This window comes from Aggregatibacter aphrophilus ATCC 33389, from assembly GCF_900636915.1.
GTDB lineage: Bacteria > Pseudomonadota > Gammaproteobacteria > Enterobacterales > Pasteurellaceae > Aggregatibacter > Aggregatibacter aphrophilus.
In genome coordinates, this window is record NZ_LR134327.1 from 142,269 (window position 1) to 164,362 (window position 22,094).

Genomic DNA, 22,094 nt, shown 5'->3' on the forward strand with positions numbered 1-22,094 from the left:
TAGCTGTTGCCCTAAATGGACGCATTATAGCGTAAAACCTCAACATCGCCTAAACCTGTTCGGCTTTTCGATATTGGCTTGGACTAACGCCGTATAGTGCTTTAAAGGTTTTGCTGAAATGCGCCTCCGATTGATAGCCGACATCCAACGCCACCGACAACACGCTTTTTTGTGTTTTATTTAATAATAACGCGGCTTCTTGCAAGCGTAACTGGGTTAAAAATTTGCCCGGCGCCATGCCGATTTTTTGTTGAAATACCCGCATAAAATTCGCCCGCGACATCGCTGCCAGTTCTGCCAATGCGTCCATATTCCACGCTTGCTGCGGCGCATTAAATAACTGTTGTAACACCTTGCCCAAGCGCTTATCTTGAAAAGCCGCCAATAATCCGCAATGAAGTAAATTTTCCTGCAATCCATGGCGTAAAATATAAATAAACAACACAGTAACCAAAGCATCAATCAGCGATTTTGCTCCCTGTTGATGGTTATCGGCTTCCTGTTGCATTAATTGAACGACCGATTGCACAGGCGTGCCGTTAAGCGACAAATGCAAATATTCCGGCAAGGCATCAATTAGCAAGGAAGGTTTGCTGTAATAAAACAAACCACAGAACATTTTCAAATCCGCCGAATTCTGTCCGATGCTATACACTTTAAACAACGTAGAATCGTTGTCTTGTTGTTGCGGTACATTATTTTCCGACAAATTTTGAGCCTGCCCGGCAATTAAGTGCGGTCGATTTTGCGGAAGAAAAAATATATCCCCCGCCTGCAAATGAATTTGCCGTTCACCTAACGTGAGCCAGCATTCTCCTTGTTCAATCAAGTGAAATGCGCCCACATATTGGTTTTCGGTGATATTCGGTTGAATTTGCCACTGCCCTTGAAACAGGCAGCGAATGTTCACTTCACCGCTTACCTGCGCCAGCTGAATGAGTTTATCTAAACAGTCCATAATGAGATTTTACGCATAAAAGTTAAGACGAATTGGCAAGTATGATACAAGAATTTGTTTATAATTTGTCTCGAAATTTAAACCTATCCCCCCAACTTATTAAGGAGAAAAATCATGTTTGCAGATTGGAAAAATGATGTTGCCCACGTAAAGAAATCTTTCGGCGAATTGGGTAAAAAATATCCGAAAATGTTACAGGCTTACGGCGCACTAGGCGCGGCCGCTGCAGAAGGCAACGTGTTAGATGCCAAAACCCGTGAATTAATCGCGCTTGCTGTGGCTGTGACTACCCGTTGTGAAAGCTGTATCGGCGTGCATGCTGCAGATGCAGTAAAAGCCGGTGCAACTGAAGAAGAAGTAGCTGCCGCATTAGCTATGTCTATCGCGTTAAACGCAGGCGCAGCTTATACTTATTCCCTTCGCGCGTTAGAAGCCTATAACGAGCAAAAATAATACGCCTAACTTTAGTTAGGACTAGAAAACATAATCGGCATCTTCCTGATGCCGATTTTTTTGGAAAAAACACCGCCAAAACCCACCGCACTTTTCCGGAAGATTTAAGAGAACAGATTCAACGCCTTCATCTGTTCCACCACCTGCGCAACCTCAATTTGCGCCATCAAATGTTTTCCCTTTAACTTCGTTGCCCAAGGCAACTGCGCAGACGGTTTGCCAAATTCTTTTTGCACATTTTTTTCATACACCGACACCACATTGGCAAGGTTGCGATAAGGGCCGGTACGCAACGGGTTGTGGTAAGCATATAAACCGATAACCGGTGTACCTTGCGTCGTTGCAATATGTGCAGGGCCGGAATCCGGTGAAAGCACCAAATCCACCTGTCGGATTAATGCCGCAAGCTGTGGAAGCGTTAACTTGCCTGCGGCATTGGTTGGAGCAAAGTTACATAAGCCCTGAATTTGCTCAAGCATCGTCAGTTCACGAGGGGCGGGTGAACTGCACAAAATCACGTTGACATTATGTTGGTGGGCAATATTAGCCACTTCCGCATAACGTTCTACTAACCAGTCTTTTTCAGGCTTACTGGAACAAGGGGAAATCAGCAAATTCTTACGGGTTGGATCAATATATTGGCGCGCCGTGATCAAATCATCTTCCGCGACCGGCAAATCCCATTGCGGTTCCGTGCAAGGCACACCCAAATAGTCCACAAACGCCATAAAGCCGTCTAACACATGAGGATTGCTCGGGTCTTGAATCTTGCAATGCGTAAACAACCACTGACCTTCGCGCGCCCGCTGTTTACCGAAACCGATACGATATTTCGCCTTAATACCCAGGGATAAAATTGACGCACGAAATGCCGTTTGCATATTTAATAACGCATCAAATCGACGATCTTTCAACTGTCGCCACAACTGACACAGCCCACGCCAGCCGCTTTTTTTGTCATACACCACAAACTCCACCCCCGACACATGACGAAACAGCTGCGCTTCCGTCTTTCCGATAACCCATGTTATTTGGGTGCTTGGCCAATAACGCTGAATCTGTTGCACCGCCGCCAACGCATGGCAAACATCGCCAATGGCGGACAAACGTAAAATACAAAGGGATTGCGGAGGTTGGGTGAAAAGCGGCATAGATCTCTCGTTGATGTTGAATTTGGGAATTGCGTTATTTTAAAGTAGAATGCGCCCATCCGCTATCTCATTTTCAAGGTCGCAAAATGCTTGAATATCAACTTAAAAACGACTTTTTCCTCTTTAATTTTGAATACCCGGAACCCCATCAGGAAGACTTTTTTAACGCCGATTTTTGGCGCCGACAAAACCGCATTTTAGGATCGGCGCAAGGGCGCGGCACTACATGGTTTTTACACACGTCGGATCTCTTCGGTGTAAACACCGCGCTGCGTCATTATTACCGTGGTGGCTTATGGGGCAAATTCAACAAAGATCGTTACCGTTTTCAGCAGCTACAAAACACCCGTAGCATTGCCGAATTTAACCTGTTAAATCAATTACATCAGGCCGGATTACCGGTACCCAAACCCATTGGTGCACGAGTTCGCAAAGGCAATTTGGGATTCTGTTATCAAGCAGATTTGCTGAGCGAAAAAATCGAAAATGCCCAAGATCTGACCGCACTTTTGCAGACACAACGTCTTACCGCCGACCAATGGCGACAAATCGGCGGATTGATCCGTCAATTACACGATTTACAAATTTGCCACACCGATCTCAACGCGCACAACATTTTGTGCCAACAACTGGAAGGCGAGACGAAATTTTGGCTCATTGATTTTGATAAGTGCGGTGAAAAATCGGCCAGTTTTTGGAAGGAAGGCAATTTGCAACGATTACAGCGTTCCTTTAACAAAGAAGTGGAACGTATGCACATTCAATTTGACGGGCAGCATTGGCAGCACTTGATGGAAGGTTATTCAAGCCGATAAATGAAAGTGCGGTGGATTTCTGCGATAAAAAACACCTAAAAAACACACCGCACTTTTATAACTAATGACCAACAATAGCCGCGTCAACCGCTACTTTTTCGCCGTTATCAAACATCAATGTTAACGGAAAACGTTCCCCCGCGCGCAAAGCCTTGGCGGAGTCAAACACCATAATATGCAAACCGCCCGGTTTTAATTGCACCTTACCTTTGGCGGGAATTTCAATGCCGGTGGTTGTGATCATTTTGCCGTTTTGCGTGCCGTGCAATACCAAATTCGCCGGCTGGCTACTATGCACCATCGCAAGATTAACCGCTTGGTTGTCGCTGTTATGAAGCTCCATAAAAATCGCGCTCGGTTCACCCGCCTGCTGGGTCGCAATAATAGTTGGATTCGTCACACTGACTTTCGCCATCACACCAAAGGGCAAAAGTGCGGTCATAAAAAATAACGTTTTACAAATGCGTTGCATCGTTTTCTCCTTTTCGCTTTTATTGATTTCGTCGGCATTGCCGATTGCCTTTAAAATATAGCAGAAAAATGCTATATTACCGCCCACTTTTTCGTATTCTTTATTATTCAATTCTCGTAAAACCTCAATGGCAAATTACTACGATATTACCCTTGCGCTCGCCGGTGTATGCCAAGCAGCAAAACTCGTGCAACAACTTGCATTAAACGGCGATGCTGATCAAGCGGCGTTGGAAACCAGTCTGAAGAGCTTACTCCAAACCGCACCGAACACCACATTGGATGTTTTTGGCGGTGATGTGCGTCATCTGAAATTGGGCTTAACCACACTTTGCGAACAACTCAACGGCAGCGAACCGGAACTGAGCCGTTATTGGTTAAGCCTTTTAGCATTAGCGGGGAAATTGAATAAAACGCCACAAGCCAAGCAGGAACTGGCCCGTCGCATTCAATATTTGCCAACGCAGTTGGAACATTACCAGCTGCTGGACGAACAAATGCTGTCTAATTTTGCCGGCATTTATGTGGATGTCATCAGCCCGTTAGGTCGTCGTATTCAAGTCACCGGTGCCACTCAATATTTACAACAGCTAAGCACACAAAACCGCATTCGTGCGGCCTTACTGGCCAGTATTCGTTCCGCCGTTTTGTGGCAACAAGTGGGCGGCACCAAATGGCAAGTGTTGTTTTTCCGTAGCAAAATCGCCGCCATGGCACAACAAATTCTCTCTTCCCTTTAATATGGAGCTTTAATTTATGCAACTGAGCGCATTAACTGCACTTTCCCCTATTGATGGTCGTTATCAAGACAAAACCGCCCGTTTACGCGGCATTTTTAGTGAATTCGGCCTATTAAAATTCCGTGTTACGGTAGAAGTTCGTTGGTTACAAAAATTGGCGGCGACCGCACAAATCGCCGAAGTTCCTTCTTTGTCAAAAGAAGCAAACGATCACCTCAACCAAATTGTCGCTAATTTTGCCCTTGAAGATGCAGAGCACATTAAAGAAATCGAAAAAACCACCAACCACGATGTCAAAGCGGTGGAATATTTCCTTAAAGAAAAAAGCGCAGCATTGCCTGAATTAGCGAAAATCAGCGAATTTATCCACTTTGCCTGCACCTCCGAAGACATCAATAATCTTTCCCACGCCTTAATGTTAAAAACCGTGCGTGAAGAAGTATTGTTACCGGAGTGGCAAAATTTAATCGAAAAAATCACCGCACTTGCCGAGCAATATAAAACCATTCCATTGCTTTCCCGTACGCACGGTCAACCGGCATCGCCAACCACCGTGGGCAAAGAAATGGCCAACGTGGTGTATCGTTTAAGACGCCAATACAAACAATTACAACAAATTGATATTCTTGGCAAAATCAACGGCGCCGTGGGCAACTATAACGCCCATTTATCCGCTTACCCGAATATTGATTGGCATACCTTCAGCGAAGAATTTGTCACTTCTTTGGGCATTACATGGAACCCGTACACCACCCAAATCGAACCCCATGATTACATCGCCGAATTGTTCGATTGCGTAGCGCGTTTTAACACTATCGTGATCGATTTCGACCGCGACCTATGGGGTTACATCGCATTAAATCATTTCAAACAACGTACCATAGCCGGAGAGATCGGTTCCTCCACTATGCCACACAAAGTCAATCCGATCGACTTCGAGAACTCCGAAGGCAACCTCGGTTTAGCAAATGCCGTGATGGCACACTTAGGTAGCAAATTACCAATTTCCCGCTGGCAACGTGACTTAACGGATTCCACCGTGTTACGCAACCTTGGCGTAGGTTTAGGCTACTGCTTAATCGCCTATGCCGCGACCCAAAAAGGCATCAGCAAATTAGAAGTAAACAAAGCCCATTTGCGTGAAGAATTGGATCAAAACTGGGAAGTGCTCGCCGAACCGATTCAAACCGTGATGCGTCGTTACGGCATTGAAAAACCGTACGAAAAACTGAAAGAACTCACCCGCGGCAAACGCGTAGATGCCAAAGCAATGTTTGATTTCATTGAGAAATTAGACATTCCGGCAAAAGAAAAAGCACGCTTGCAACAACTCACGCCTGCCGACTATATTGGTGCGGCGGTGCAGTTAGTGGAAAAACTGTAAGCCGTCTTAAATAGGCTATGTAAGGGCGGATTAATCTCCGCCCGTTTTTTTATCCAATCCTCGTTGTGGAAAGATCCGTTCTTTCAGCTTTCTAAAATTTACCACTAAAATCGACTACACTTTTATTCTCATCAGACCATTCATAATAGAGAATTATTTGCATTTCACTTTTGTCCTCCCTAGAATACAAAGTGTTCACGCAAATTTTACCTCTTGCAGAACCAACAATTTATCTAAAAAATGTAAAAGGAGTTTTTAATGAAGATTCATCATTTCCAACTTGCCACGCTCGCCGCAGCCATTGCTTTCTCCGGTGTTGCAGCTGCCGATATCACTGTGTATAACGGTCAGCACAAAGAAGCCGCCAAAGCTGTTACTGAAGCCTTTACCAAAGAAACAGGCATCAATGTGACATTAAACAGCGCAAAAAGCGAACAATTAGCGGGGCAGTTAAAAGAAGAGGGTGAAAAAACCCCGGCAGACGTGTTCTATACCGAACAAATCGCCACATTTGCCGGATTGTCTGACGCAGGTTTACTCGAACAGCTCTCTGCCGAAACGATCAAACAAACCAAATATAAAGGTGTGCCTGTTGCTCCGAAAAAAGACTGGATCGCCTTAAGCGGTCGTTCTCGCGTAGTGGTTTATGACAAAAATAAACTCTCCGAAAAAGACATGGAAAAATCTGTATTAGATTACGCCACACCGAAATGGAAAGATAAAATCGGTTATGTTCCAACCTCCGGCGCATTCTTATCACAAGTCGTTGCAATCACCAAATTGAAAGGTGAGCAAGCAGCATTGGACTGGCTGAAAGGTTTGAAAGAGAATGGCAAACTTTATGCTAAAAATACCGTGGCATTGCAAGCAGTCGAAAATGGTGAAGTGCCGGCAGCATTAATTAACAACTACTACTGGTACGCCTTGGCAAAAGAAAAAGGCGAGGACAAATTAAACTCCCGTTTATACTTTATTCGTAACCAAGACCCGGGCGCATTAGTGACCTACTCCGGTGCTGCGGTATTGAAAGGCTCTAAAAATAAAGAAGAAGCGAAAAAATTCGTGGATTTCTTAGCCAGTAAAAAAGGCCAAGAAGCCCTCGTTGCTGCCCGCGCAGAATATCCATTGCGTCCTGATGTGGTTTCCCCATTCAACATGGAACCTTACGCGAAATTAGAAGCCCCTGAAGTCTCTGCGCCAACTGCAGAAGATAAAGAAAAAGCTAACAAATTAATTGAACAGGCTGGATTGAAATAATCGTATCACCACGGTATCTCTCAAAGTGAAATACCGTGGATACGGTTAAAAATATAAAAAGCCACCTGAAAGTGCGGTCGTTTTTCAACGCGTTTTTCGGGTGGTTTTTTTATGGTGGAAAAATGCCTAAACAAGAAAAAGTTTCCAATAAGATGGAAACTTTTTGGATCTAGTCTTTCTTAATTGGAGGATTGGCATAAATCGGCAATGATGAACGAGAAACCTTAACATCCGGACATTTTTGTCTCATCTCGTGTAGGAATACTTCTGCTTTGTGTCTGCTATTGGTTTTCTCATAATTGGTGCCCAAAATCACTTCATCCACCACATTGCTGATATCGGCATAAGGTAAATAAATAGATTGGGTCCTTTCACAATATTTAATTTCTTCTGAGCCGATTTCTGCCATTTTTAGCACACGGAATTCTTCTTCATCACGGAAAGCAAAGTCTTTGAACAGATAACGAATATATTCCAAAACGTTTTTGTTTTGATCATTAACATTATCCTTTACTTTGAAAAAATCTATGAGTTGTTGTAACGCCTCTTCAAGTTTTTCGATACGAAAATTATGCCACTCATTATTTTCACCTATCGGCTTCAAACAAATGCCAAATTTAAAATCATCAAGCCATATTTCACATTTTTCTTTCGCAATGTATTCATCTTTATATGCAATATAAGCAACTTGATAAAGTGGTAGTTTTTCATATTCCACATTGGAAATATCAGTCTCCTTAAATTTAGCTGAATTTTCGTCCTGATTTTTAGTAATACTACGGAAAGGTGCTGAAATGTCAGGTACTTTTAGCCAATCTCCGTTTTTATTAAATACTAGACAACAGCCCGAAGCTTCAACCCCATCTTCTTTGCCATAAAGACGGAATTGATTCAAATCGTTCACCCGACTAGAAAAACAAGCAAAGAAAGCATTGTGAGGTGAACAATCCGTTTTATTTTCCAATTCCAAATCTTGTAACTTCAACAGTTCCAGTAACCCTTCTCCCTCAGAAGGATCATTCATATAGGAAGAACTGCCTATTCTCATTGGGCTAGAATCATCCTCATTAACAACACCAAATAGCTTGTTACACACTGTGGAAGATGTGTAATGCGCAAGCGGCGTTGAACCCAATTCAATCGGAGGAATATGTAAAACGGCTAAAATAGTAGAAATAGAGTCCTTTAATATTTTATTAAAATCGTTATCTTCATTTGAAAATAAAGTTTCGTATATCTCTTGCTTTTTCTTATTAAAATAAGGAACCCACTTCTGTGTAAGAAAGCAAATATTTCTTAAATAACGACAAGCTATTTTTTTATTTCTGTTTCTTTCTCACTTTTCAATAGCTCAGAAAGTTCTAATTGCTGTTTATAATATTCAATAGCTTGCTTAAACAATTTCTTTGCTTCAGCTACATCTTTGGTTTTTATCGCCTGCTCAAAGTAACAACGACCAAGCCAAGATAATGCATTGTTCTGTTCTTGCTCATCTTGCAGTTGTTGAGCAAGGTTGAATTGTTGCTGATAACGTGCAACTGCTTGGTCAAATAAACGCTTTAATTCTACTACGTTTTTAGTCCTAATCGCCTGTTCAAAGTAACAACGTCCAAGCCAAAATAGCGAATTGTTTTGTTCTTGCTCATCTTGCAGTTGTTGAGTAAGATTTAATTGTTGCTGATAATGCACAACCGCTTGCTCAAATAAATGCTTTACTTCTACTACGTCTTTGATTCTAACCGCCTGCTCAAAATAGCAACGCCCAAGCGCCATCTGATTATCTTGTTGTTCTTGCAAGTCTTCTTGCTGTTTGGCAAGTTCTAAATTCTGCTGGAGATAGTTAATTGCCTTTTCAAACAATTTCTTGACTTCTACTACTCCTTTTATTTTCTTTGCTTGCGCAAAATAACAATAACTAAGCCAGACTAGGACATTGTTATGTTTTCCAAAATTTGTTTTATTATCTGCTAGTTGTTTAGCAAATTTTAACTGCTGTTGATAATGTTCAATCGCTTTTTTAAACCACCCCTTTGCTTCAGTTGTATCTTTGGTTTTAATCGCCGACTCTAGACAACAACGACCAAGCCCAAATTGAGCATGTTCTTGTTTTTGAAGTCTTGCTTGCTTACTCGTCAACTTTTGCGCAAGCTTAAATAGCCATTTGTAATGTATGGCTGCTTGTTCAAAAAGTTCCTTCGCTTCATCAACATCTTTATTGTTTAATAAAGCCTGCTCTAAATAACAATGACCAAGCCAACATTGAATATCACTTTGTTCCTCAAGTTGAGAGTTTTTATCTTCAATCTCGTTCAAAGCGAGATTGAGTTTTGTAATTGCTTCATCAATATTCTTGTTATTGAATAAACGCTTACCTTCTGCAATTAAATCATTAACACTCATTGTTTTGTTCCTTATGAAAATGCCTTAACGGAAATCAAATTTCGTTAGTAATAAAAAGACACAATCCATTAAATTTACTTATATAATTCATCCTAAAATCACTTAATGAGAATTTTAGTTATTTTAATTTCGGAAAGGAAGATATAATGACGCATTGAACACAAAATGAAGAAATTTTGTATAGTTAATTTGTGCCAACAATAGCTTTCAGGCGATACCGGTAACTGACAGCACTTGGCATACAGCTATCTAGCGAGAGCCGTTATTTTAACCCAATACTAAAAAGGACAACCCCTTGAACCGTAATCCTCCGTTTTGGCTAACTGTCTTGATTATTCTTATCAGTTTGCCGTTGATTTTGCCCTTTCTCTATGTGGTAGTTAGAGCTGTTGATGTGGGTTGGGTGCGCAGTATTGAACTGCTTTGGCGGCCGCGTATGTGGGAGCTGTTGAGCAATACGTTATTGTTGATGGTGTGTGTGACGACATTTTCCATCATTCTCGGCACGGTTTGCGCCTTTTTGTTAGAACGCTATCGCTTTTGGGGTAAGCCCTTTTTTCAGGTAGCGATGACATTGCCGCTTTGTATTCCTGCGTTCGTCAGTTGTTTCACGTGGATTAGCCTCACTTTTAGCGTTGAGGGCTTTTGGGGCACGATTGGCATTATGACCTTAAGCTCCTTTCCGCTTGCCTATTTGCCTGTTGCCGCCACCTTAAAACGGTTGGATCGCTCATTGGAGGAAGTCAGTCTTTCCCTTGGCAAAAACCGCCGTTACACCTTTTGGCACGCCATATTTCCACAGTTAAAACCCGCCATCGGCAGCAGTGTTTTATTAATCGCGTTACATATGTTGGTGGAATTCGGTGCCGTGTCGATTTTGAATTATCAAACCTTCACCACCGCCATTTTCCAAGAGTATGAAATGGCCTTTAATAACAATACGGCAGCGTTACTGTCAGCGGTGTTGATGGTGATTTGTGCCTTGATCGTGTTCGGCGAAATTTTCTTTCGTGGACAACAAACCCTGTACAACAGTGGCAAAGGCGTTACCCGCCCTTATCCGGTGAAAAATTTAATGGCCGGTAAGCAACTCTTGGCTGTCATTTTTTTCCTCACAATTTTTGTCCTCAGCATCGGCGTACCGCTCACCATGTTGATTCACTGGATGATCGTAGGCACGTCCATTGAAAGTGCGGTGGATTTTTCTGCCTTTTTCGAAGCCTTCAGCAATTCTTTGATGGTTTCTGGTTTAGGCGCGGGGCTCACCGTGCTTTGCGCCCTGCCGCTCGTTTGGAGCGCCGTGCGTTATCGCAACCGCCTCACCGTGTGGATTGACCGCCTGCCTTATTTATTACACGCCGTACCGGGTTTGGTTATCGCCTTGTCGTTGGTGTATTTCACCATTAACTACGCTTATTCTTTCTACCAAACGTTCCTCATGGTGGTGGTCGCCTATTTCATGTTGTATTTGCCAATGGCGCAAACCACATTGCGTAGCTCCTTGGAACAAATATCCGACAATGTAGAAAAAGTGGGGCAAAGCCTTGGGCGCAGTCATTTTTATATTTTCCGCACGCTCACCATTCCCGCCATGTTACCGGGCATTGCCGCCGCGTTTGCGTTGGTGTTTCTAAACCTGATGAAAGAACTCACCGCCACCTTATTACTCACCCCAAACGACATCAAAACCTTATCCATCGCCGTTTGGGAATACACCAGTGATGCCCAATATGCCGCCGCTACGCCTTATGCCGTGATGTTAGTGCTATTTTCCGGCATTCCGGTGTTTTTATTGAAAAAATATGCATTTAAATAATAGAGTTAAGCCCTATGCAAATAAATCAACCTTTATTACGACTTCATCACATCAATAAATATTTCAACCAACTTCATGTTCTGCGTGATATTTCCTTGCAGCTAAACAGCGACGAGATCTTATTTTTATTAGGTGCATCAGGCTGTGGCAAAACCACCTTATTGCGCACCATCGCAGGCTTTGAGCAGGCTGACCATGGCGAAATTTGGTTAAAAGAGCGGTTGATTTTCGGCGCAAATTGCAACGTGCCGACGCAACAACGTCATTTGGGCTATGTGGTGCAGGAAGGCGTGTTATTTCCACATATGAATGTATATCGCAACATTGCTTACGGCTTGGGCGATGGCAAAGGTCGCTCCGCGGAAGAGCGACAACGCATCGAAGAAGTGATGGCGCTCACCGGTATTACTGCACTTGCCGACCGTTTCCCGCACCAACTTTCCGGCGGACAACAACAACGCGTCGCTTTAGCGCGCGCTATCGCCCCTAATCCCGAACTGATCTTACTGGACGAACCGTTCAGTGCCTTAGACGAGCACCTGCGCCAACAAATTCGCCATGATATGTTGCAAGCACTCCGCCAAAGTGGCACCTCTGCCGTTTTCGTCACCCACGATCGCGACGAAGCCTTGCGTTATGCCGATAAAATCGCGGTGCTGCAAAATGGAGAAATCCTACAAATCGCCGATCCGCGCACGCTTTATTGGTCGCCACAACACCTCTGCACGGCGACCTTTATCGGAGAGAGCATTGTGTTGCCGGCAACCTTAAATTCACCTTCAACAGCGCACTGTCAATTGGGCGACATCGCCGTGATAGACAAAAGCCAAGGACAACAGACAGGCACGCTACTCCTCCGCCCGGAACAATTCTGCTTGTCAAAAACACCGCAAAATTCCACCGCACTTTTTAACGCCATCGTCCGCCACGTGGAATTCAAAGGCAAAATAACGGCGATTCGAATTGAAATAAATGGCTTCGAAATTGAATTAGAAGAACATCATGGAATTGAGTTGTGTGTAGGAGATAAGGCTGACGTTTATTTGTATGGAACAGGGTTGTTTTATGGGGAGTAAGTGTTTTCTCTAAGGGATTATTTCAATTTGAGTATCCCATCAGAACATTACTTGAAAAGTGCAGTGAATTTTTAATTTATTTTTTTAGGAGCAACACTATCCTAAATAAGCCTCCAACAACCCCCTTAACTCTTCCCCATCATGGCACCGCTTGACGACTTCAAATAAACTCGTTGCCTCTTCATACTCACATTTTAAATACTGCAACCATTGCTTAATACGCGCTACATGGTAAAAACCGCTATCATGGCAATTTTCCAGTGCGGCATATTTGCACAGAATTGGCATGATCTCAGACCAGTTTAACGGGGCATCGTTATGTTTTAGTACGCGACTTAAATTAGGTATATTTAGCGCACCGCGACCGACCATCAGATCATCGCAGTCGGTCATTGCGAGGCATCGTTGTCCGTCTTCCCAGCGCCAAATTTCACCGTTGGCGATGACAGGAATATTGAGTTTTTGGCGGATTTCACCGATCTTTTGCCAGTTGATGCGATCAGCGCGATAGCCATCCGTTTTGGTGCGTCCATGAATAGCAATTTCGGTCGCGCCGCCTTGTTGCACCGCATCGGCAATGTCATAAGCGAAGTCCGTGGAATCCCAGCCCAAGCGCACTTTAACGCTGACTGCCTGTTCTTGCGGTACGGCTTGACGGATGGCTTTAGTGGCTTGGTAGATAAGTTCCGGTTGTTTTAACAAAGAAGCGCCACCGTTGCTACCGTTCACGGTTTTCGACGGGCAGCCACAGTTTAAATCAACGCCGTGGGAACCTAATTGAATGGCGAGTTCAGCGTTTTCCGCCAACCATTGAGGATGTTGTCCGAGCAGTTGCACGCGCACCGGGGTACCGCTTGGGGTAAAGCCTTGGTGGTGTAATTCGGGGCAAAGGCGATAAAACACTTTCGGTGGCAGACGTTGATCCATTACGCGCACAAATTCGGAAATGCACAAATCATAGTCGTTCACTTCCGTTAATAATTGCCGCACCAGCGGATCAAGTACGCCCTGCATTGGGGCTAAAATGACGCGCAAAGGTTATTTCCAGCCTTTGGCTTTGCAAATTAAATCGTACGCCGCTTGAATTTGCTGCGCTTTTTCTTTCGCCATTTCCATCATTTCCGGCGGCAAACCTTTCGCCACCAATTTGTCCGGATGATTTTCATTCATTAAACGACGATAAGCGCGTTTTACCGTAGGTTGATCGTCCGCTGCCGTGACGCCGAGGACTTTATAAGCATCATCTAATGTCGGACCGGAAGACGATTGTTGGGATTGGTGTTGATAACCGCCTTGATAGCCTGAATGTTGCTGTTGATAATAACCGCCTTGTTGGTAAAAACCGCCGCGGGTAAATTGACGCGCCGCCATTTCCATTGCCAACATTTGCTCAAATTGGACGCGGGATAAGCCGAGTTCTTCCGCCACCACAAACAGCACACTTTTTTCATTATCATGCAATTGTCCGTCAGAAAAGGCTGCTTGGAGTTGAACCGATAAAAACGCACGCAATAAATCGCCACGTTGACCACAACCGAGACGAAATTCACGAATCACCTGACGAATCGGGAAATCTGTCTGTTTGCCACGATTAAATGCGTCTTGCGCTAAACGGCGACCGGCATCGTCCAATTGCATATGACTCATTAAATGGTTCGCCAGTTGAATGTCTTCTTCCGTCACACGTCCTTTGGCTTTGCTTAAATGCCCAAGCACCGCAAAGGTGGTTTGCATAAAGAGTAACTGACGGGTAGTTTTATTTTTGAAAAAAGTGGAGCTTACCGTGCCCAATTCATACAATTTTTTATCGGCGAGGTGGCCAAGAAAAATCCCTGCCAACATGCCGAAAAAACCGCCCAACCGAAAGCCGATAATGGCACCTAAAAATTTTCCAATAAAATTCATTGTCACTCCGTTAAGGTTAAAAAAGTGCGGTGGATTTTCTGAGTAAATTTCAAAAACGCCGCTAAAAACAACCGCACTTTAGATTAGTTAAATACCGTACTGCTCACGATAAGCGCGCATGGCCAGCAAATATTGTTGGTATTCCGCCCTTGTTTCAATAAACGCCATTAAATCGGCAAAATCAATAATGGACAGTACGTTGCATTGGTAATCGCGTTCTACTTCTTGAATGGCAGAAAGCTCGCCGTTACCGCGCTCTTGACGATTTAAAGCAATTAACACGGCGCTTAATTGCGCTTCATTTGCCTGAATCAATTGCATGGATTCGCGAATTGCCGTACCGGCGGTGATCACATCGTCCACCAACAACACCTTGCCGCGTAACGGGCTGCCGATTAAATTGCCGCCTTCGCCGTGATCTTTGGCTTCTTTACGGTTAAAACATACCGGTTTATCCACATTAAATTGATTAAACAACGCAACTGAAACAGCAGTGGCGATAGGAATGCCTTTGTACGCCGGGCCAAAAATCACATCGTATTGCAATCCGGCAGCTTGCAAGGCAGCGGCATAAAATCCGCCTAAACGGGCCAAGTCCGCACCGGTGTTGAATAATCCCGCGTTAAAAAAATAAGGACTGACACGGCCGGATTTCAAGGTGAATTCGCCGAATTTTAATACCTGACGGGCAAGGGCGAATTCAATAAACTGTTGTTTGTAGACATCCATATTTCGTGTCCCTAGTCAGCCAGTGCCGCACGTTGGGTTTGGAAAATGATATCGCAACCTTGTTTGGCAAGATCTAATAAGGTTAATAATTCCTCATGGCTGAACGGTTCGCCTTCCGCGGTACCTTGTACTTCAATCATGCGACCATCTTCCATCATCACCACGTTCATGTCTGTTTCCGCAGCAGAATCTTCCACATATTCCAAATCACATACTGCTTCACCATCCACAATGCCGACAGAAATTGCCGCGACCAATCCTTTCAACGGATTTTTGCTCAATGTGCCGTTTGCCACCAAACCATTCAATGCATCACATAACGCCACGCAAGCGCCGGTAATGGAGGCGGTGCGAGTGCCGCCGTCCGCTTGGATGACATCGCAGTCCAATGTGATGCAACGCTCACCGAGCGCTTCCAAATCTACCATGGCACGCAGTGAACGAGCGATTAAACGTTGAATTTCTAAGGTACGGCCGCCTTGCTTGCCTTTTGCCGCTTCACGTTGCATACGGCTGTGGGTAGAACGTGGCAACATGCCGTATTCTGCGGTAACCCAACCTTGTCCTAACCCTTTCAAAAAGCGCGGTACGCCCTCTTCCACCGTGGCGGTACACAACACTTTGGTGTCGCCGAACTCCACCAGCACGGAACCTTCCGCGTGTTTAGTATAATGGCGGGTGATCTGAATCGGGCGGGGTTGATGATTGGCACGTTGATTCGGGCGCATGAAAAATTCCTCATTAAGCAATAAAAAATCGTGCTATTTTAGCACGCAAACTGACAGAAACGAAATTTGGCAGTACAATAGAATGCAAATTTTACGGCACAGAAATGAAGGAATTATTATGATTTATAGCATGACGGCATTCGCCAGTTTGGAAATCAAAAAAAATTGGGGCAATGCGGTGTGGGAAATTCGCTCGGTGAATCAACGTTATCTGGAAACCTTTTTCCGCCTGCCGGAACAGTTCCGCAGCTTAGAAAACACCCTGCGCGAAAGCCTACGCCAAAAGCTCACCCGTGGCAAAATCGAATGCACATTGCGTATCGATAATAAAAAACAAACCGCCGCCGAATTACATATTAATCAAGAATTTGCAAATCAAGTGCTGCAATCCTTGCAATGGCTGAAACAACAAGCGGGCGAGGGCGAGTTTAATTTAACCGATGTGTTGCGTTATCCGGGCGTGGTGGAAGTGCCGGAACAGGACGTGGATTTAATCAGCCGGGATTTATTAGCGGCGTTTGAACAAGTGGTCGGCGAATTCATCGCTATGCGTCAGCGTGAAGGGGAAAAAATTCATACTTTACTGGAACAGCGCCTTGACGCCATCAACGTCGAACAGCAAAAAGTGCGGTCAAAAATGCCAGAGATTTTACAATGGCAGCGTGAGCGGATGCTGCAACGCTTCGAGGAAATTCAACTGCAACCCGATCCACAACGTTTGGAGCAAGAACTGATTATGCTGGCGCAACGCATTGATGTGGCGGAAGAACTGGATCGGTTACAGTTACACGTGAAAGAAACCCAAAATATTCTGCGCAAAGGCGGCGCGGTGGGACGTAAGCTGGATTTTATGATGCAGGAGCTGAACCGCGAATCCAACACACTGGCGTCCAAATCCATTAATGTGGACGTCACCAATTCCGCCATTGAGCTTAAAGTGTTAATCGAGCAAATGCGTGAGCAAATTCAAAATCTTGAATAATTTATTGATATTTTTAAGGAAAGTACGATGGCATATGCACTTTTAACGGCACAACAGGACGACATCATCTGCCCGCTCAGCCATTACACCCTCATTGAAATGGCGGGTATGGATGCGGAAAAATATTTGCAGGGGCAACTCACCTGCGATGTGACAAAACTTGCGGCAGGCGAATCCACCCTCACCGCCCATTGCGATCCGAAAGGCAAAATGAGCGCGCTATTCCGCCTGATTCGGCAAGACGAACAGACGTTTTATATGTTGCTGAAAAGTGAATTATTGCCGTCGGCATTGGATCAACTGAAGAAATATGCGGTGTTTTCCAAAGTCACATTCACCCCGTTAGATTGGCAAATTATCGGCGCCGCCGGCACAAAAGGCATTGAAAAGTGCGGTCAATTTTCTGCACAAATTCGCATTGATGTGAATGCGCAACAACCGCGGGTAATTTTACTCAACCCGACCTGCTTAGCCCTCGAACCCACCGTTGAAGCACAAGTTTGGGATTTATTGGATATTCAAGATGGTGTGCCCAGTTTGGCGGCAGCCACCCAATTAGAATTTATTCCGCAAGCGTTAAACCTGCAAAGTGTCGAACAGGCGATTTCCTTCCACAAAGGGTGTTACATCGGGCAGGAAACCGTGGCACGCGCCAAATATCGTGGTGCCAATAAACGTGCCCTCTTTATTTTCGTGGCACGAACGCAAAGTCTGCCGGAAATCGGTTCCGCCCTAGAAATGGCACTCGGCAACAACTGGCGAGCCACAGGAACCATCACAAGTGCGGTCAATTTTCACGGTGTTTTGTGGTTGCAGGCCGTGTTAAATACGCCGTTGGAAGAAGGTCAGGCGTTCCGCTTGCCGAACTGCCAAACCTTGCTCGATATGCAACCCTTGCCTTATGAGTTAAGCTGATGAAAGTCGGATTGGTATTAGAAGGCGGCGCCATGCGCGGGATGTTCACCGCCGGCGTGTTGGATGTCTTCTTGGATGAACAGATTCACATTGACGGCATCGTTAGTGTGTCTGCCGGAGCCTTATTCGGCGTAAATTTGCCTTCCAAACAACGTGGCCGCGTGTTGCGTTACAACAAAAAATACCTCAATGACAAACGCTACATGGGTTGGCACAGCCTGTTCACCACGGGCAATATCGTTAACAAAGAGTTCGCCTTTTATCAGCTCCCTGTTGAATTGGATGTATTCGATCAAGAAGCATTTGCCCGCTCCGGCATCGACTTATACACGGTGTTAACCAACGTAGAAAGCGGCGAAGCGGAATATGTGAAAATCCACGATGCCTTTGAGCAAATGGAAACATTGCGTGCCACCTCCGCCATGCCTTTCGTGTCGAAAATGGTGGAAATCAACGGCAAAAAATATTTAGACGGCGGCATTGCAGACAGTATTCCGTTGCGTTTCTGTCAACAGTTAGGCTACGACAAAATCATCGTCGTGCTCACCCGCCCATTGGATTACCGCAAAACGCCGACCAATCCGCTACTGTTCAACGCTTTTTATCGCCGTTACCCAAAACTGGTCGAACGCCTGACCAACCGCTATGCCGACTATAACCGCACGGTGGAAGACATCATTCGTCTTAACGAACAGGGCAAGATTTTCGTCATCCGACCATCCATCACGTTACCAATTCGACGCATCGAAAAAGATGTACACAAAATTCAAGCTATGTATGATTTGGGCGTAAGCGATGCGCAATATGTCATGAAAGATTTAAAAGCGTATTTGGCGGGCTAAAAAACGTCTCCAAAGACAACCGCACTTTAGTACATAAAGTGCGGTTGTCTTTTACAGCGAACATTACTAGCAAATAGAGAAAAATTATATGGTATTAGGTAATTTAAAATGGAAAATCTAAAAGGATTGAGCATTACTTTACAACATATCGCTCAACCCTTACCGTCATTTATAACTTAAGTTATAAGGTTATCCATTGGATATTTAACCTACCTTTTTCTTACCTTCCGGCATTAAAGAAGAGTGATGGTGAGCAATTAACCACTCTTTGCCATTCCATTGATAGTTAAAACTATAACGTCCGCTGGCTTTTTTACCGGTCTTCTTGTAAACGAAGGAATATAAACCAACGTCAGAAGCTGTGTTACAGCCAATTTGGATATGGCTTTGATCGATGGTTCCTACAGGAGCATTTGCTAAAAAGTGATTAAAATAATCTTCTTTTTCAGCTGCTGTCAGACGAATTTTATTGGAGACAGTCGGTAATAAAACCGAATCCGCCGCATAATTAGCTACGACCTTCTTAGCATCGCCTGTTTTAAGCGAATCATTCCAACGATCAAACAACTGTGCAATTTCTTGTTCAGTAACTGCCTTACATTGCATTGTTGATGCTGCATCAGGCGATTTGGACTGAGTACATGCTGTAAGTAATGTGGTCATTGCCACCGCACTAATCCATTTTTTCATGCCATTTTCCTCTTAAATGTTAAGTTATTGCATCTATATATGATGCAAGACGCATCATATAGGGACAAAAAAATAAAAAATTGATCTGAATCAATATACATATGTTTATATGTACAGGACTGACCTCTTAAAAAATAATCTCACCCTTTCTAATGAACAACGCATCAAATATCCGAAAACCACATAACAAATTTTATCTATAATTCGTATTATGTAGTCCATTCATATAAAATCCGCTGGAAACTGACCGCACTTTATGGTATAAAGCACGCCGTTATTTTGCTGTTTAAAATAACGTTTAATTTTTAATCAATTTACTAAAACACACACATATCAATCAGGCTAAATCGGGGTGCCAAACGGTCGATTGGCTGGATATGTGGAGGCTAAACCCCAAACAAAAAGGAAAATTATCATGGCACAAGTTTCTATGCGCGACATGCTACAAGCCGGCGTTCACTTCGGTCACCAAACTCGTTACTGGAACCCAAAAATGAAACCATTTATTTTCGGACCACGCAACGGCGTTCATATCATCAACCTTGAAAAAACCGTTCCAATGTTTAACGAAGCATTAGCTGAGTTAACCCGCATTGCAAGCAATAACGGTAAAGTGTTGTTCGTTGGTACCAAACGTGCGGCGACCGATGCAGTGCAAGCAGCAGCGTTAGAATGTCAACAATATTACGTCAATCACCGTTGGTTAGGTGAAACCACATAACAAATTTTATCTATAATTCGTATTATGTAGTCCATTCATATAAAATCCGCTGGAAACTGACCGCACTTTATGGTATAAAGCACGCCGTTATTTTGCTGTTTAAAATAACGTTTAATTTTTAATCAATTTACTAAAACACACACATATCAATCAGGCTAAATCGGGGTGCCAAACGGTCGATTGGCTGGATATGTGGAGGCTAAACCCCAAACAAAAAGGAAAATTATCATGGCACAAGTTTCTATGCGCGACATGCTACAAGCCGGCGTTCACTTCGGTCACCAAACTCGTTACTGGAACCCAAAAATGAAACCATTTATTTTCGGACCACGCAACGGCGTTCATATCATCAACCTTGAAAAAACCGTTCCAATGTTTAACGAAGCATTAGCTGAGTTAACCCGCATTGCAAGCAATAACGGTAAAGTGTTGTTCGTTGGTACCAAACGTGCGGCGACCGATGCAGTGCAAGCAGCAGCGTTAGAATGTCAACAATATTACGTCAATCACCGTTGGTTAGGTGGTATGTTGACTAACTGGAAAACAGTTCGTCAATCCATCAAACGTTTAAAAGATTTAGAAACCCAATCTCAAGACGGCACTTTCGACAAATTAACCAAAAAAGAAGCGTTAATGCGTGGCCGTGAGATGGAAAAACTTGAATTAAGCCTTGGCGGTATCAAAGAGATGGGCGGTCTTCCGGATGCATTATTCGTTATCGGTGCAGACCACGAACACATCGCTGTTAAAGAAGCAAACAACTTGGGTATCCCAGTATTTGCTATCGTTGATACTAACTCTAGCCCGGATGGCATTGATTTCGTTATCCCAGGTAACGATGACGCAGCACGTGCAATTCAACTTTATCTTTCTTCTGCTGTTGCAGCGATCAAAAAAGGTCGTGGTAACGAAGCAGCGGTTGCTGAAGAATTAGCGCAAGCCGCAGAATAATTTAGGCGATTGCGATAAGGCGTAAGCCCTTATTAATCAGACGATTAATTAATGAACAGGGGGCTAAATAGCTCCCTGTATTTTTATAGCTAAAAGTGCGATCACAAAAATAAATTATTTTTCCATCGCACTTTAACCGACAGAGGATTCTAAAATGGCTGAAATCACAGCATCATTAGTAAAAGAACTGCGCGAACGTACCGGCGCAGGCATGATGGAATGTAAAAAAGCATTAGTTGAAGCAAACGGCGATATCGAATTAGCCATCGACAACATGCGTAAATCTGGTCAAGCAAAAGCGGCGAAAAAAGCAGGCCGTGTTGCAGCTGAAGGTGTTATCCTTGCTCGTGTACAAAATGGTTTCGGCGTATTAGTTGAAATGAACTGTGAAACCGACTTCGTAGCAAAAGACGCCGGCTTCTTAGGTTTAGCCAACGAAGTGGCAGACTACGCTGCTGCCAACAAAGGCGCAACTATTGAACAACTTCAAGCGCAATTTGAAGAAAAACGTGCTGCATTAGTAGCGAAAATCGGCGAAAACATGACAATCCGTCGTGTTGCTTACATCGAAGGCGATGTTGTAGGTTCTTACTTACACGGCGCGAAAATCGGTGTATTGGTTGCCGGTAAAGGTGCTGACGATGAATTGTTAAAACACATCGCAATGCACGTTGCAGCAAGCCGTCCGGACTACGTTAACCCAAGTGATGTTCCTGCCGCAGTGGTTGAACATGAGCGCAACATCCAAGTGGATATCGCAATGCAATCCGGTAAACCACGCGAAATCGCAGAAAAAATGGTTGAAGGCCGCATGAAGAAATTCACCGGCGAAGTCTCTTTAACTGGTCAACCGTTCGTTATGGATCCATCTAAATCTGTTGGCGATCTATTAAAAGAAAAAGGTGCTGAAATCTCTAACTTCATCCGCTTAGAAGTGGGCGAAGGTATCGAGAAAGTGGAAACCGACTTCGCTGCAGAAGTAGCTGCAATGTCTAAAGCTTAATCAATAAGTTAAGCAAAAAAGCAGGTGTAAAAACCTGCTTTTTTATTGTCTGTCGTCCTAAATGACAATTCCGTTATACCCCATTCCCTTTTATTCTAAAATCTCCC

The 22,094-nt window shown here is 44.0% G+C and carries 22 protein-coding genes and 1 pseudogene; 13 read left to right on the plus strand and 10 right to left on the minus strand.

The window, feature by feature from the left end:
- Positions 1-49: 49 nt before the first annotated feature.
- A complete protein-coding gene (locus EL144_RS00735) occupies positions 50-958 on the minus strand; it encodes a cupin domain-containing protein (protein WP_005702851.1) in 909 nt (302 codons plus the stop codon).
- A 114-nt stretch (positions 959-1,072) separates the two neighbouring features.
- On the opposite strand from EL144_RS00735, the gene EL144_RS00740 reads away from it, so the two are divergent.
- Positions 1,073-1,411: a carboxymuconolactone decarboxylase family protein gene (locus EL144_RS00740; RefSeq protein WP_005702240.1), complete on the plus strand. Its 339-nt coding sequence runs from the start codon at positions 1,073-1,075 to the stop codon at positions 1,409-1,411.
- Positions 1,412-1,515: 104 nt separating this feature from the next.
- On the opposite strand, the gene EL144_RS00745 is transcribed toward EL144_RS00740, so the two are convergent.
- A complete protein-coding gene (locus tag EL144_RS00745) occupies positions 1,516-2,562 on the minus strand; it encodes a glycosyltransferase family 9 protein (protein WP_005702852.1) in 1,047 nt (348 codons plus the stop codon).
- 86 nt (positions 2,563-2,648) lie between these two features.
- Between EL144_RS00745 and EL144_RS00750 the strand changes: the two genes are divergently transcribed.
- Complete coding sequence (locus tag EL144_RS00750; RefSeq protein WP_032994720.1) at positions 2,649-3,377, plus strand: 3-deoxy-D-manno-octulosonic acid kinase; 729 nt, start codon at positions 2,649-2,651, stop codon at positions 3,375-3,377.
- A 61-nt stretch (positions 3,378-3,438) separates the two neighbouring features.
- On the opposite strand, the gene EL144_RS00755 is transcribed toward EL144_RS00750, so the two are convergent.
- Positions 3,439-3,849, minus strand: a complete 411-nt coding sequence (locus EL144_RS00755) for a copper chaperone PCu(A)C (protein WP_050332646.1) — start codon at positions 3,847-3,849, stop codon at positions 3,439-3,441.
- Positions 3,850-3,976: 127 nt separating this feature from the next.
- Between EL144_RS00755 and hflD the strand changes: the two genes are divergently transcribed.
- The 3 genes from hflD to EL144_RS00770 all read left to right on the plus strand — a co-directional run bounded on the left by hflD (position 3,977) and on the right by EL144_RS00770 (position 7,229).
- Positions 3,977-4,588 (plus strand): high frequency lysogenization protein HflD, encoded by a 612-nt coding sequence (gene hflD, locus EL144_RS00760; protein WP_005702855.1) that lies wholly within the window; start codon positions 3,977-3,979, stop codon positions 4,586-4,588.
- Between the two features lie 16 nt (positions 4,589-4,604).
- Positions 4,605-5,972 (plus strand): adenylosuccinate lyase, encoded by a 1,368-nt coding sequence (gene purB / locus EL144_RS00765; protein ID WP_005702856.1) that lies wholly within the window; start codon positions 4,605-4,607, stop codon positions 5,970-5,972.
- A gap of 258 nt (positions 5,973-6,230) precedes the next feature.
- Complete coding sequence (locus EL144_RS00770; RefSeq protein ID WP_005702857.1) at positions 6,231-7,229, plus strand: iron ABC transporter substrate-binding protein; 999 nt, start codon at positions 6,231-6,233, stop codon at positions 7,227-7,229.
- 169 nt (positions 7,230-7,398) lie between these two features.
- On the opposite strand, the gene EL144_RS11370 is transcribed toward EL144_RS00770, so the two are convergent.
- Both EL144_RS11370 and EL144_RS11375 read right to left on the minus strand, forming a co-directional pair.
- Positions 7,399-8,253, minus strand: coding sequence for a hypothetical protein (locus tag EL144_RS11370; RefSeq protein ID WP_005702861.1), 855 nt, complete (start codon positions 8,251-8,253; stop codon positions 7,399-7,401).
- 287 nt (positions 8,254-8,540) lie between these two features.
- Positions 8,541-9,629 (minus strand): tetratricopeptide repeat protein, encoded by a 1,089-nt coding sequence (locus tag EL144_RS11375; RefSeq protein WP_005702862.1) that lies wholly within the window; start codon positions 9,627-9,629, stop codon positions 8,541-8,543.
- Between the two features lie 295 nt (positions 9,630-9,924).
- Here EL144_RS11375 and EL144_RS00780 point away from each other — a divergent pair, with 295 nt between their 5' ends.
- Both EL144_RS00780 and EL144_RS00785 read left to right on the plus strand, forming a co-directional pair.
- Complete coding sequence (locus EL144_RS00780) at positions 9,925-11,445, plus strand: ABC transporter permease (RefSeq protein WP_032994723.1); 1,521 nt, start codon at positions 9,925-9,927, stop codon at positions 11,443-11,445.
- A gap of 14 nt (positions 11,446-11,459) precedes the next feature.
- Positions 11,460-12,521 (plus strand): ABC transporter ATP-binding protein, encoded by a 1,062-nt coding sequence (locus tag EL144_RS00785; RefSeq protein WP_005702864.1) that lies wholly within the window; start codon positions 11,460-11,462, stop codon positions 12,519-12,521.
- A gap of 96 nt (positions 12,522-12,617) precedes the next feature.
- Here the strand turns inward: EL144_RS00785 and dusC are convergent, their stop codons facing one another.
- The 4 genes from dusC to rph all read right to left on the minus strand — a co-directional run bounded on the left by dusC (position 12,618) and on the right by rph (position 15,883).
- Positions 12,618-13,556: a tRNA dihydrouridine(16) synthase DusC gene (dusC, locus tag EL144_RS00790; RefSeq protein WP_005702865.1), complete on the minus strand. Its 939-nt coding sequence runs from the start codon at positions 13,554-13,556 to the stop codon at positions 12,618-12,620.
- A gap of 3 nt (positions 13,557-13,559) precedes the next feature.
- Positions 13,560-14,426, minus strand: coding sequence for a co-chaperone DjlA (djlA, locus tag EL144_RS00795; protein ID WP_005702866.1), 867 nt, complete (start codon positions 14,424-14,426; stop codon positions 13,560-13,562).
- 87 nt (positions 14,427-14,513) lie between these two features.
- Complete coding sequence (gene pyrE, locus EL144_RS00800; protein WP_005702867.1) at positions 14,514-15,155, minus strand: orotate phosphoribosyltransferase; 642 nt, start codon at positions 15,153-15,155, stop codon at positions 14,514-14,516.
- A gap of 11 nt (positions 15,156-15,166) precedes the next feature.
- Positions 15,167-15,883 (minus strand): ribonuclease PH, encoded by a 717-nt coding sequence (gene rph, locus EL144_RS00805; RefSeq protein WP_005702868.1) that lies wholly within the window; start codon positions 15,881-15,883, stop codon positions 15,167-15,169.
- A gap of 118 nt (positions 15,884-16,001) precedes the next feature.
- Between rph and EL144_RS00810 the strand changes: the two genes are divergently transcribed.
- From EL144_RS00810 to EL144_RS00820, 3 genes are read left to right on the plus strand one after another with little or no spacing between them, the layout of a single operon-like run.
- Positions 16,002-16,865 (plus strand): YicC/YloC family endoribonuclease, encoded by an 864-nt coding sequence (locus tag EL144_RS00810; protein WP_032994727.1) that lies wholly within the window; start codon positions 16,002-16,004, stop codon positions 16,863-16,865.
- A 27-nt stretch (positions 16,866-16,892) separates the two neighbouring features.
- Positions 16,893-17,780: a CAF17-like 4Fe-4S cluster assembly/insertion protein YgfZ gene (gene ygfZ, locus EL144_RS00815; protein ID WP_005702870.1), complete on the plus strand. Its 888-nt coding sequence runs from the start codon at positions 16,893-16,895 to the stop codon at positions 17,778-17,780.
- Positions 17,780-18,622 (plus strand): patatin-like phospholipase family protein, encoded by an 843-nt coding sequence (locus EL144_RS00820; protein WP_005702871.1) that lies wholly within the window; start codon positions 17,780-17,782, stop codon positions 18,620-18,622. Before ygfZ ends, EL144_RS00820 begins: the two co-directional genes overlap by 1 nt.
- Positions 18,623-18,826: 204 nt before the next feature.
- Here EL144_RS00820 and EL144_RS00825 read toward each other — a convergent pair whose 3' ends face one another.
- The gene (locus EL144_RS00825; protein ID WP_005702872.1) at positions 18,827-19,312 is read right to left on the minus strand and encodes an SgcJ/EcaC family oxidoreductase; all 486 of its coding nucleotides are present in this window, start codon (positions 19,310-19,312) and stop codon (positions 18,827-18,829) included.
- Between the two features lie 415 nt (positions 19,313-19,727).
- On the opposite strand from EL144_RS00825, the pseudogene rpsB (EL144_RS00835) reads away from it, so the two are divergent.
- From rpsB (EL144_RS00835) to tsf, 3 genes and pseudogenes are all read left to right on the plus strand, one after another.
- Positions 19,728-20,021: pseudogene (gene rpsB, locus EL144_RS00835) on the plus strand (30S ribosomal protein S2); the annotation flags it as partial.
- A 240-nt stretch (positions 20,022-20,261) separates the two neighbouring features.
- Positions 20,262-20,984, plus strand: coding sequence for a 30S ribosomal protein S2 (gene rpsB, locus EL144_RS00845; RefSeq protein WP_050332626.1), 723 nt, complete (start codon positions 20,262-20,264; stop codon positions 20,982-20,984).
- 154 nt (positions 20,985-21,138) lie between these two features.
- Complete coding sequence (tsf, locus tag EL144_RS00850; protein ID WP_005702875.1) at positions 21,139-21,987, plus strand: translation elongation factor Ts; 849 nt, start codon at positions 21,139-21,141, stop codon at positions 21,985-21,987.
- Positions 21,988-22,094 lie beyond the last annotated feature (107 nt).

Excerpts from the sequence above, each read along its gene's own strand:
- tsf (WP_005702875.1), top strand. The coding sequence starts at position 21,139 with ATGGCTGAAATCACAGCATCATTAGTAAAAGAACTGCGCGAACGTACC.
- EL144_RS11375 (WP_005702862.1), bottom strand. The coding sequence starts at position 9,629 with ATGAGTGTTAATGATTTAATTGCAGAAGGTAAGCGTTTATTCAATAAC.
- EL144_RS00770 (WP_005702857.1), top strand. The coding sequence starts at position 6,231 with ATGAAGATTCATCATTTCCAACTTGCCACGCTCGCCGCAGCCATTGCT.
- pyrE (WP_005702867.1), bottom strand. The coding sequence starts at position 15,155 with ATGGATGTCTACAAACAACAGTTTATTGAATTCGCCCTTGCCCGTCAG.
- EL144_RS00820 (WP_005702871.1), top strand. The coding sequence starts at position 17,780 with ATGAAAGTCGGATTGGTATTAGAAGGCGGCGCCATGCGCGGGATGTTC.
- EL144_RS00750 (WP_032994720.1), top strand. The coding sequence starts at position 2,649 with ATGCTTGAATATCAACTTAAAAACGACTTTTTCCTCTTTAATTTTGAA.
- EL144_RS00825 (WP_005702872.1), bottom strand. The coding sequence starts at position 19,312 with ATGAAAAAATGGATTAGTGCGGTGGCAATGACCACATTACTTACAGCA.
- EL144_RS00745 (WP_005702852.1), bottom strand. The coding sequence starts at position 2,562 with ATGCCGCTTTTCACCCAACCTCCGCAATCCCTTTGTATTTTACGTTTG.
- ygfZ (WP_005702870.1), top strand. The coding sequence starts at position 16,893 with ATGGCATATGCACTTTTAACGGCACAACAGGACGACATCATCTGCCCG.
- rph (WP_005702868.1), bottom strand. The coding sequence starts at position 15,883 with ATGCGCCCGAATCAACGTGCCAATCATCAACCCCGCCCGATTCAGATC.
- EL144_RS00810 (WP_032994727.1), top strand. The coding sequence starts at position 16,002 with ATGATTTATAGCATGACGGCATTCGCCAGTTTGGAAATCAAAAAAAAT.
- EL144_RS11370 (WP_005702861.1), bottom strand. The coding sequence starts at position 8,253 with ATGAATGATCCTTCTGAGGGAGAAGGGTTACTGGAACTGTTGAAGTTA.
- EL144_RS00740 (WP_005702240.1), top strand. The coding sequence starts at position 1,073 with ATGTTTGCAGATTGGAAAAATGATGTTGCCCACGTAAAGAAATCTTTC.
- rpsB (WP_050332626.1), top strand. The coding sequence starts at position 20,262 with ATGGCACAAGTTTCTATGCGCGACATGCTACAAGCCGGCGTTCACTTC.
- djlA (WP_005702866.1), bottom strand. The coding sequence starts at position 14,426 with ATGAATTTTATTGGAAAATTTTTAGGTGCCATTATCGGCTTTCGGTTG.
- purB (WP_005702856.1), top strand. The coding sequence starts at position 4,605 with ATGCAACTGAGCGCATTAACTGCACTTTCCCCTATTGATGGTCGTTAT.
- EL144_RS00755 (WP_050332646.1), bottom strand. The coding sequence starts at position 3,849 with ATGCAACGCATTTGTAAAACGTTATTTTTTATGACCGCACTTTTGCCC.
- hflD (WP_005702855.1), top strand. The coding sequence starts at position 3,977 with ATGGCAAATTACTACGATATTACCCTTGCGCTCGCCGGTGTATGCCAA.
- EL144_RS00735 (WP_005702851.1), bottom strand. The coding sequence starts at position 958 with ATGGACTGTTTAGATAAACTCATTCAGCTGGCGCAGGTAAGCGGTGAA.
- EL144_RS00785 (WP_005702864.1), top strand. The coding sequence starts at position 11,460 with ATGCAAATAAATCAACCTTTATTACGACTTCATCACATCAATAAATAT.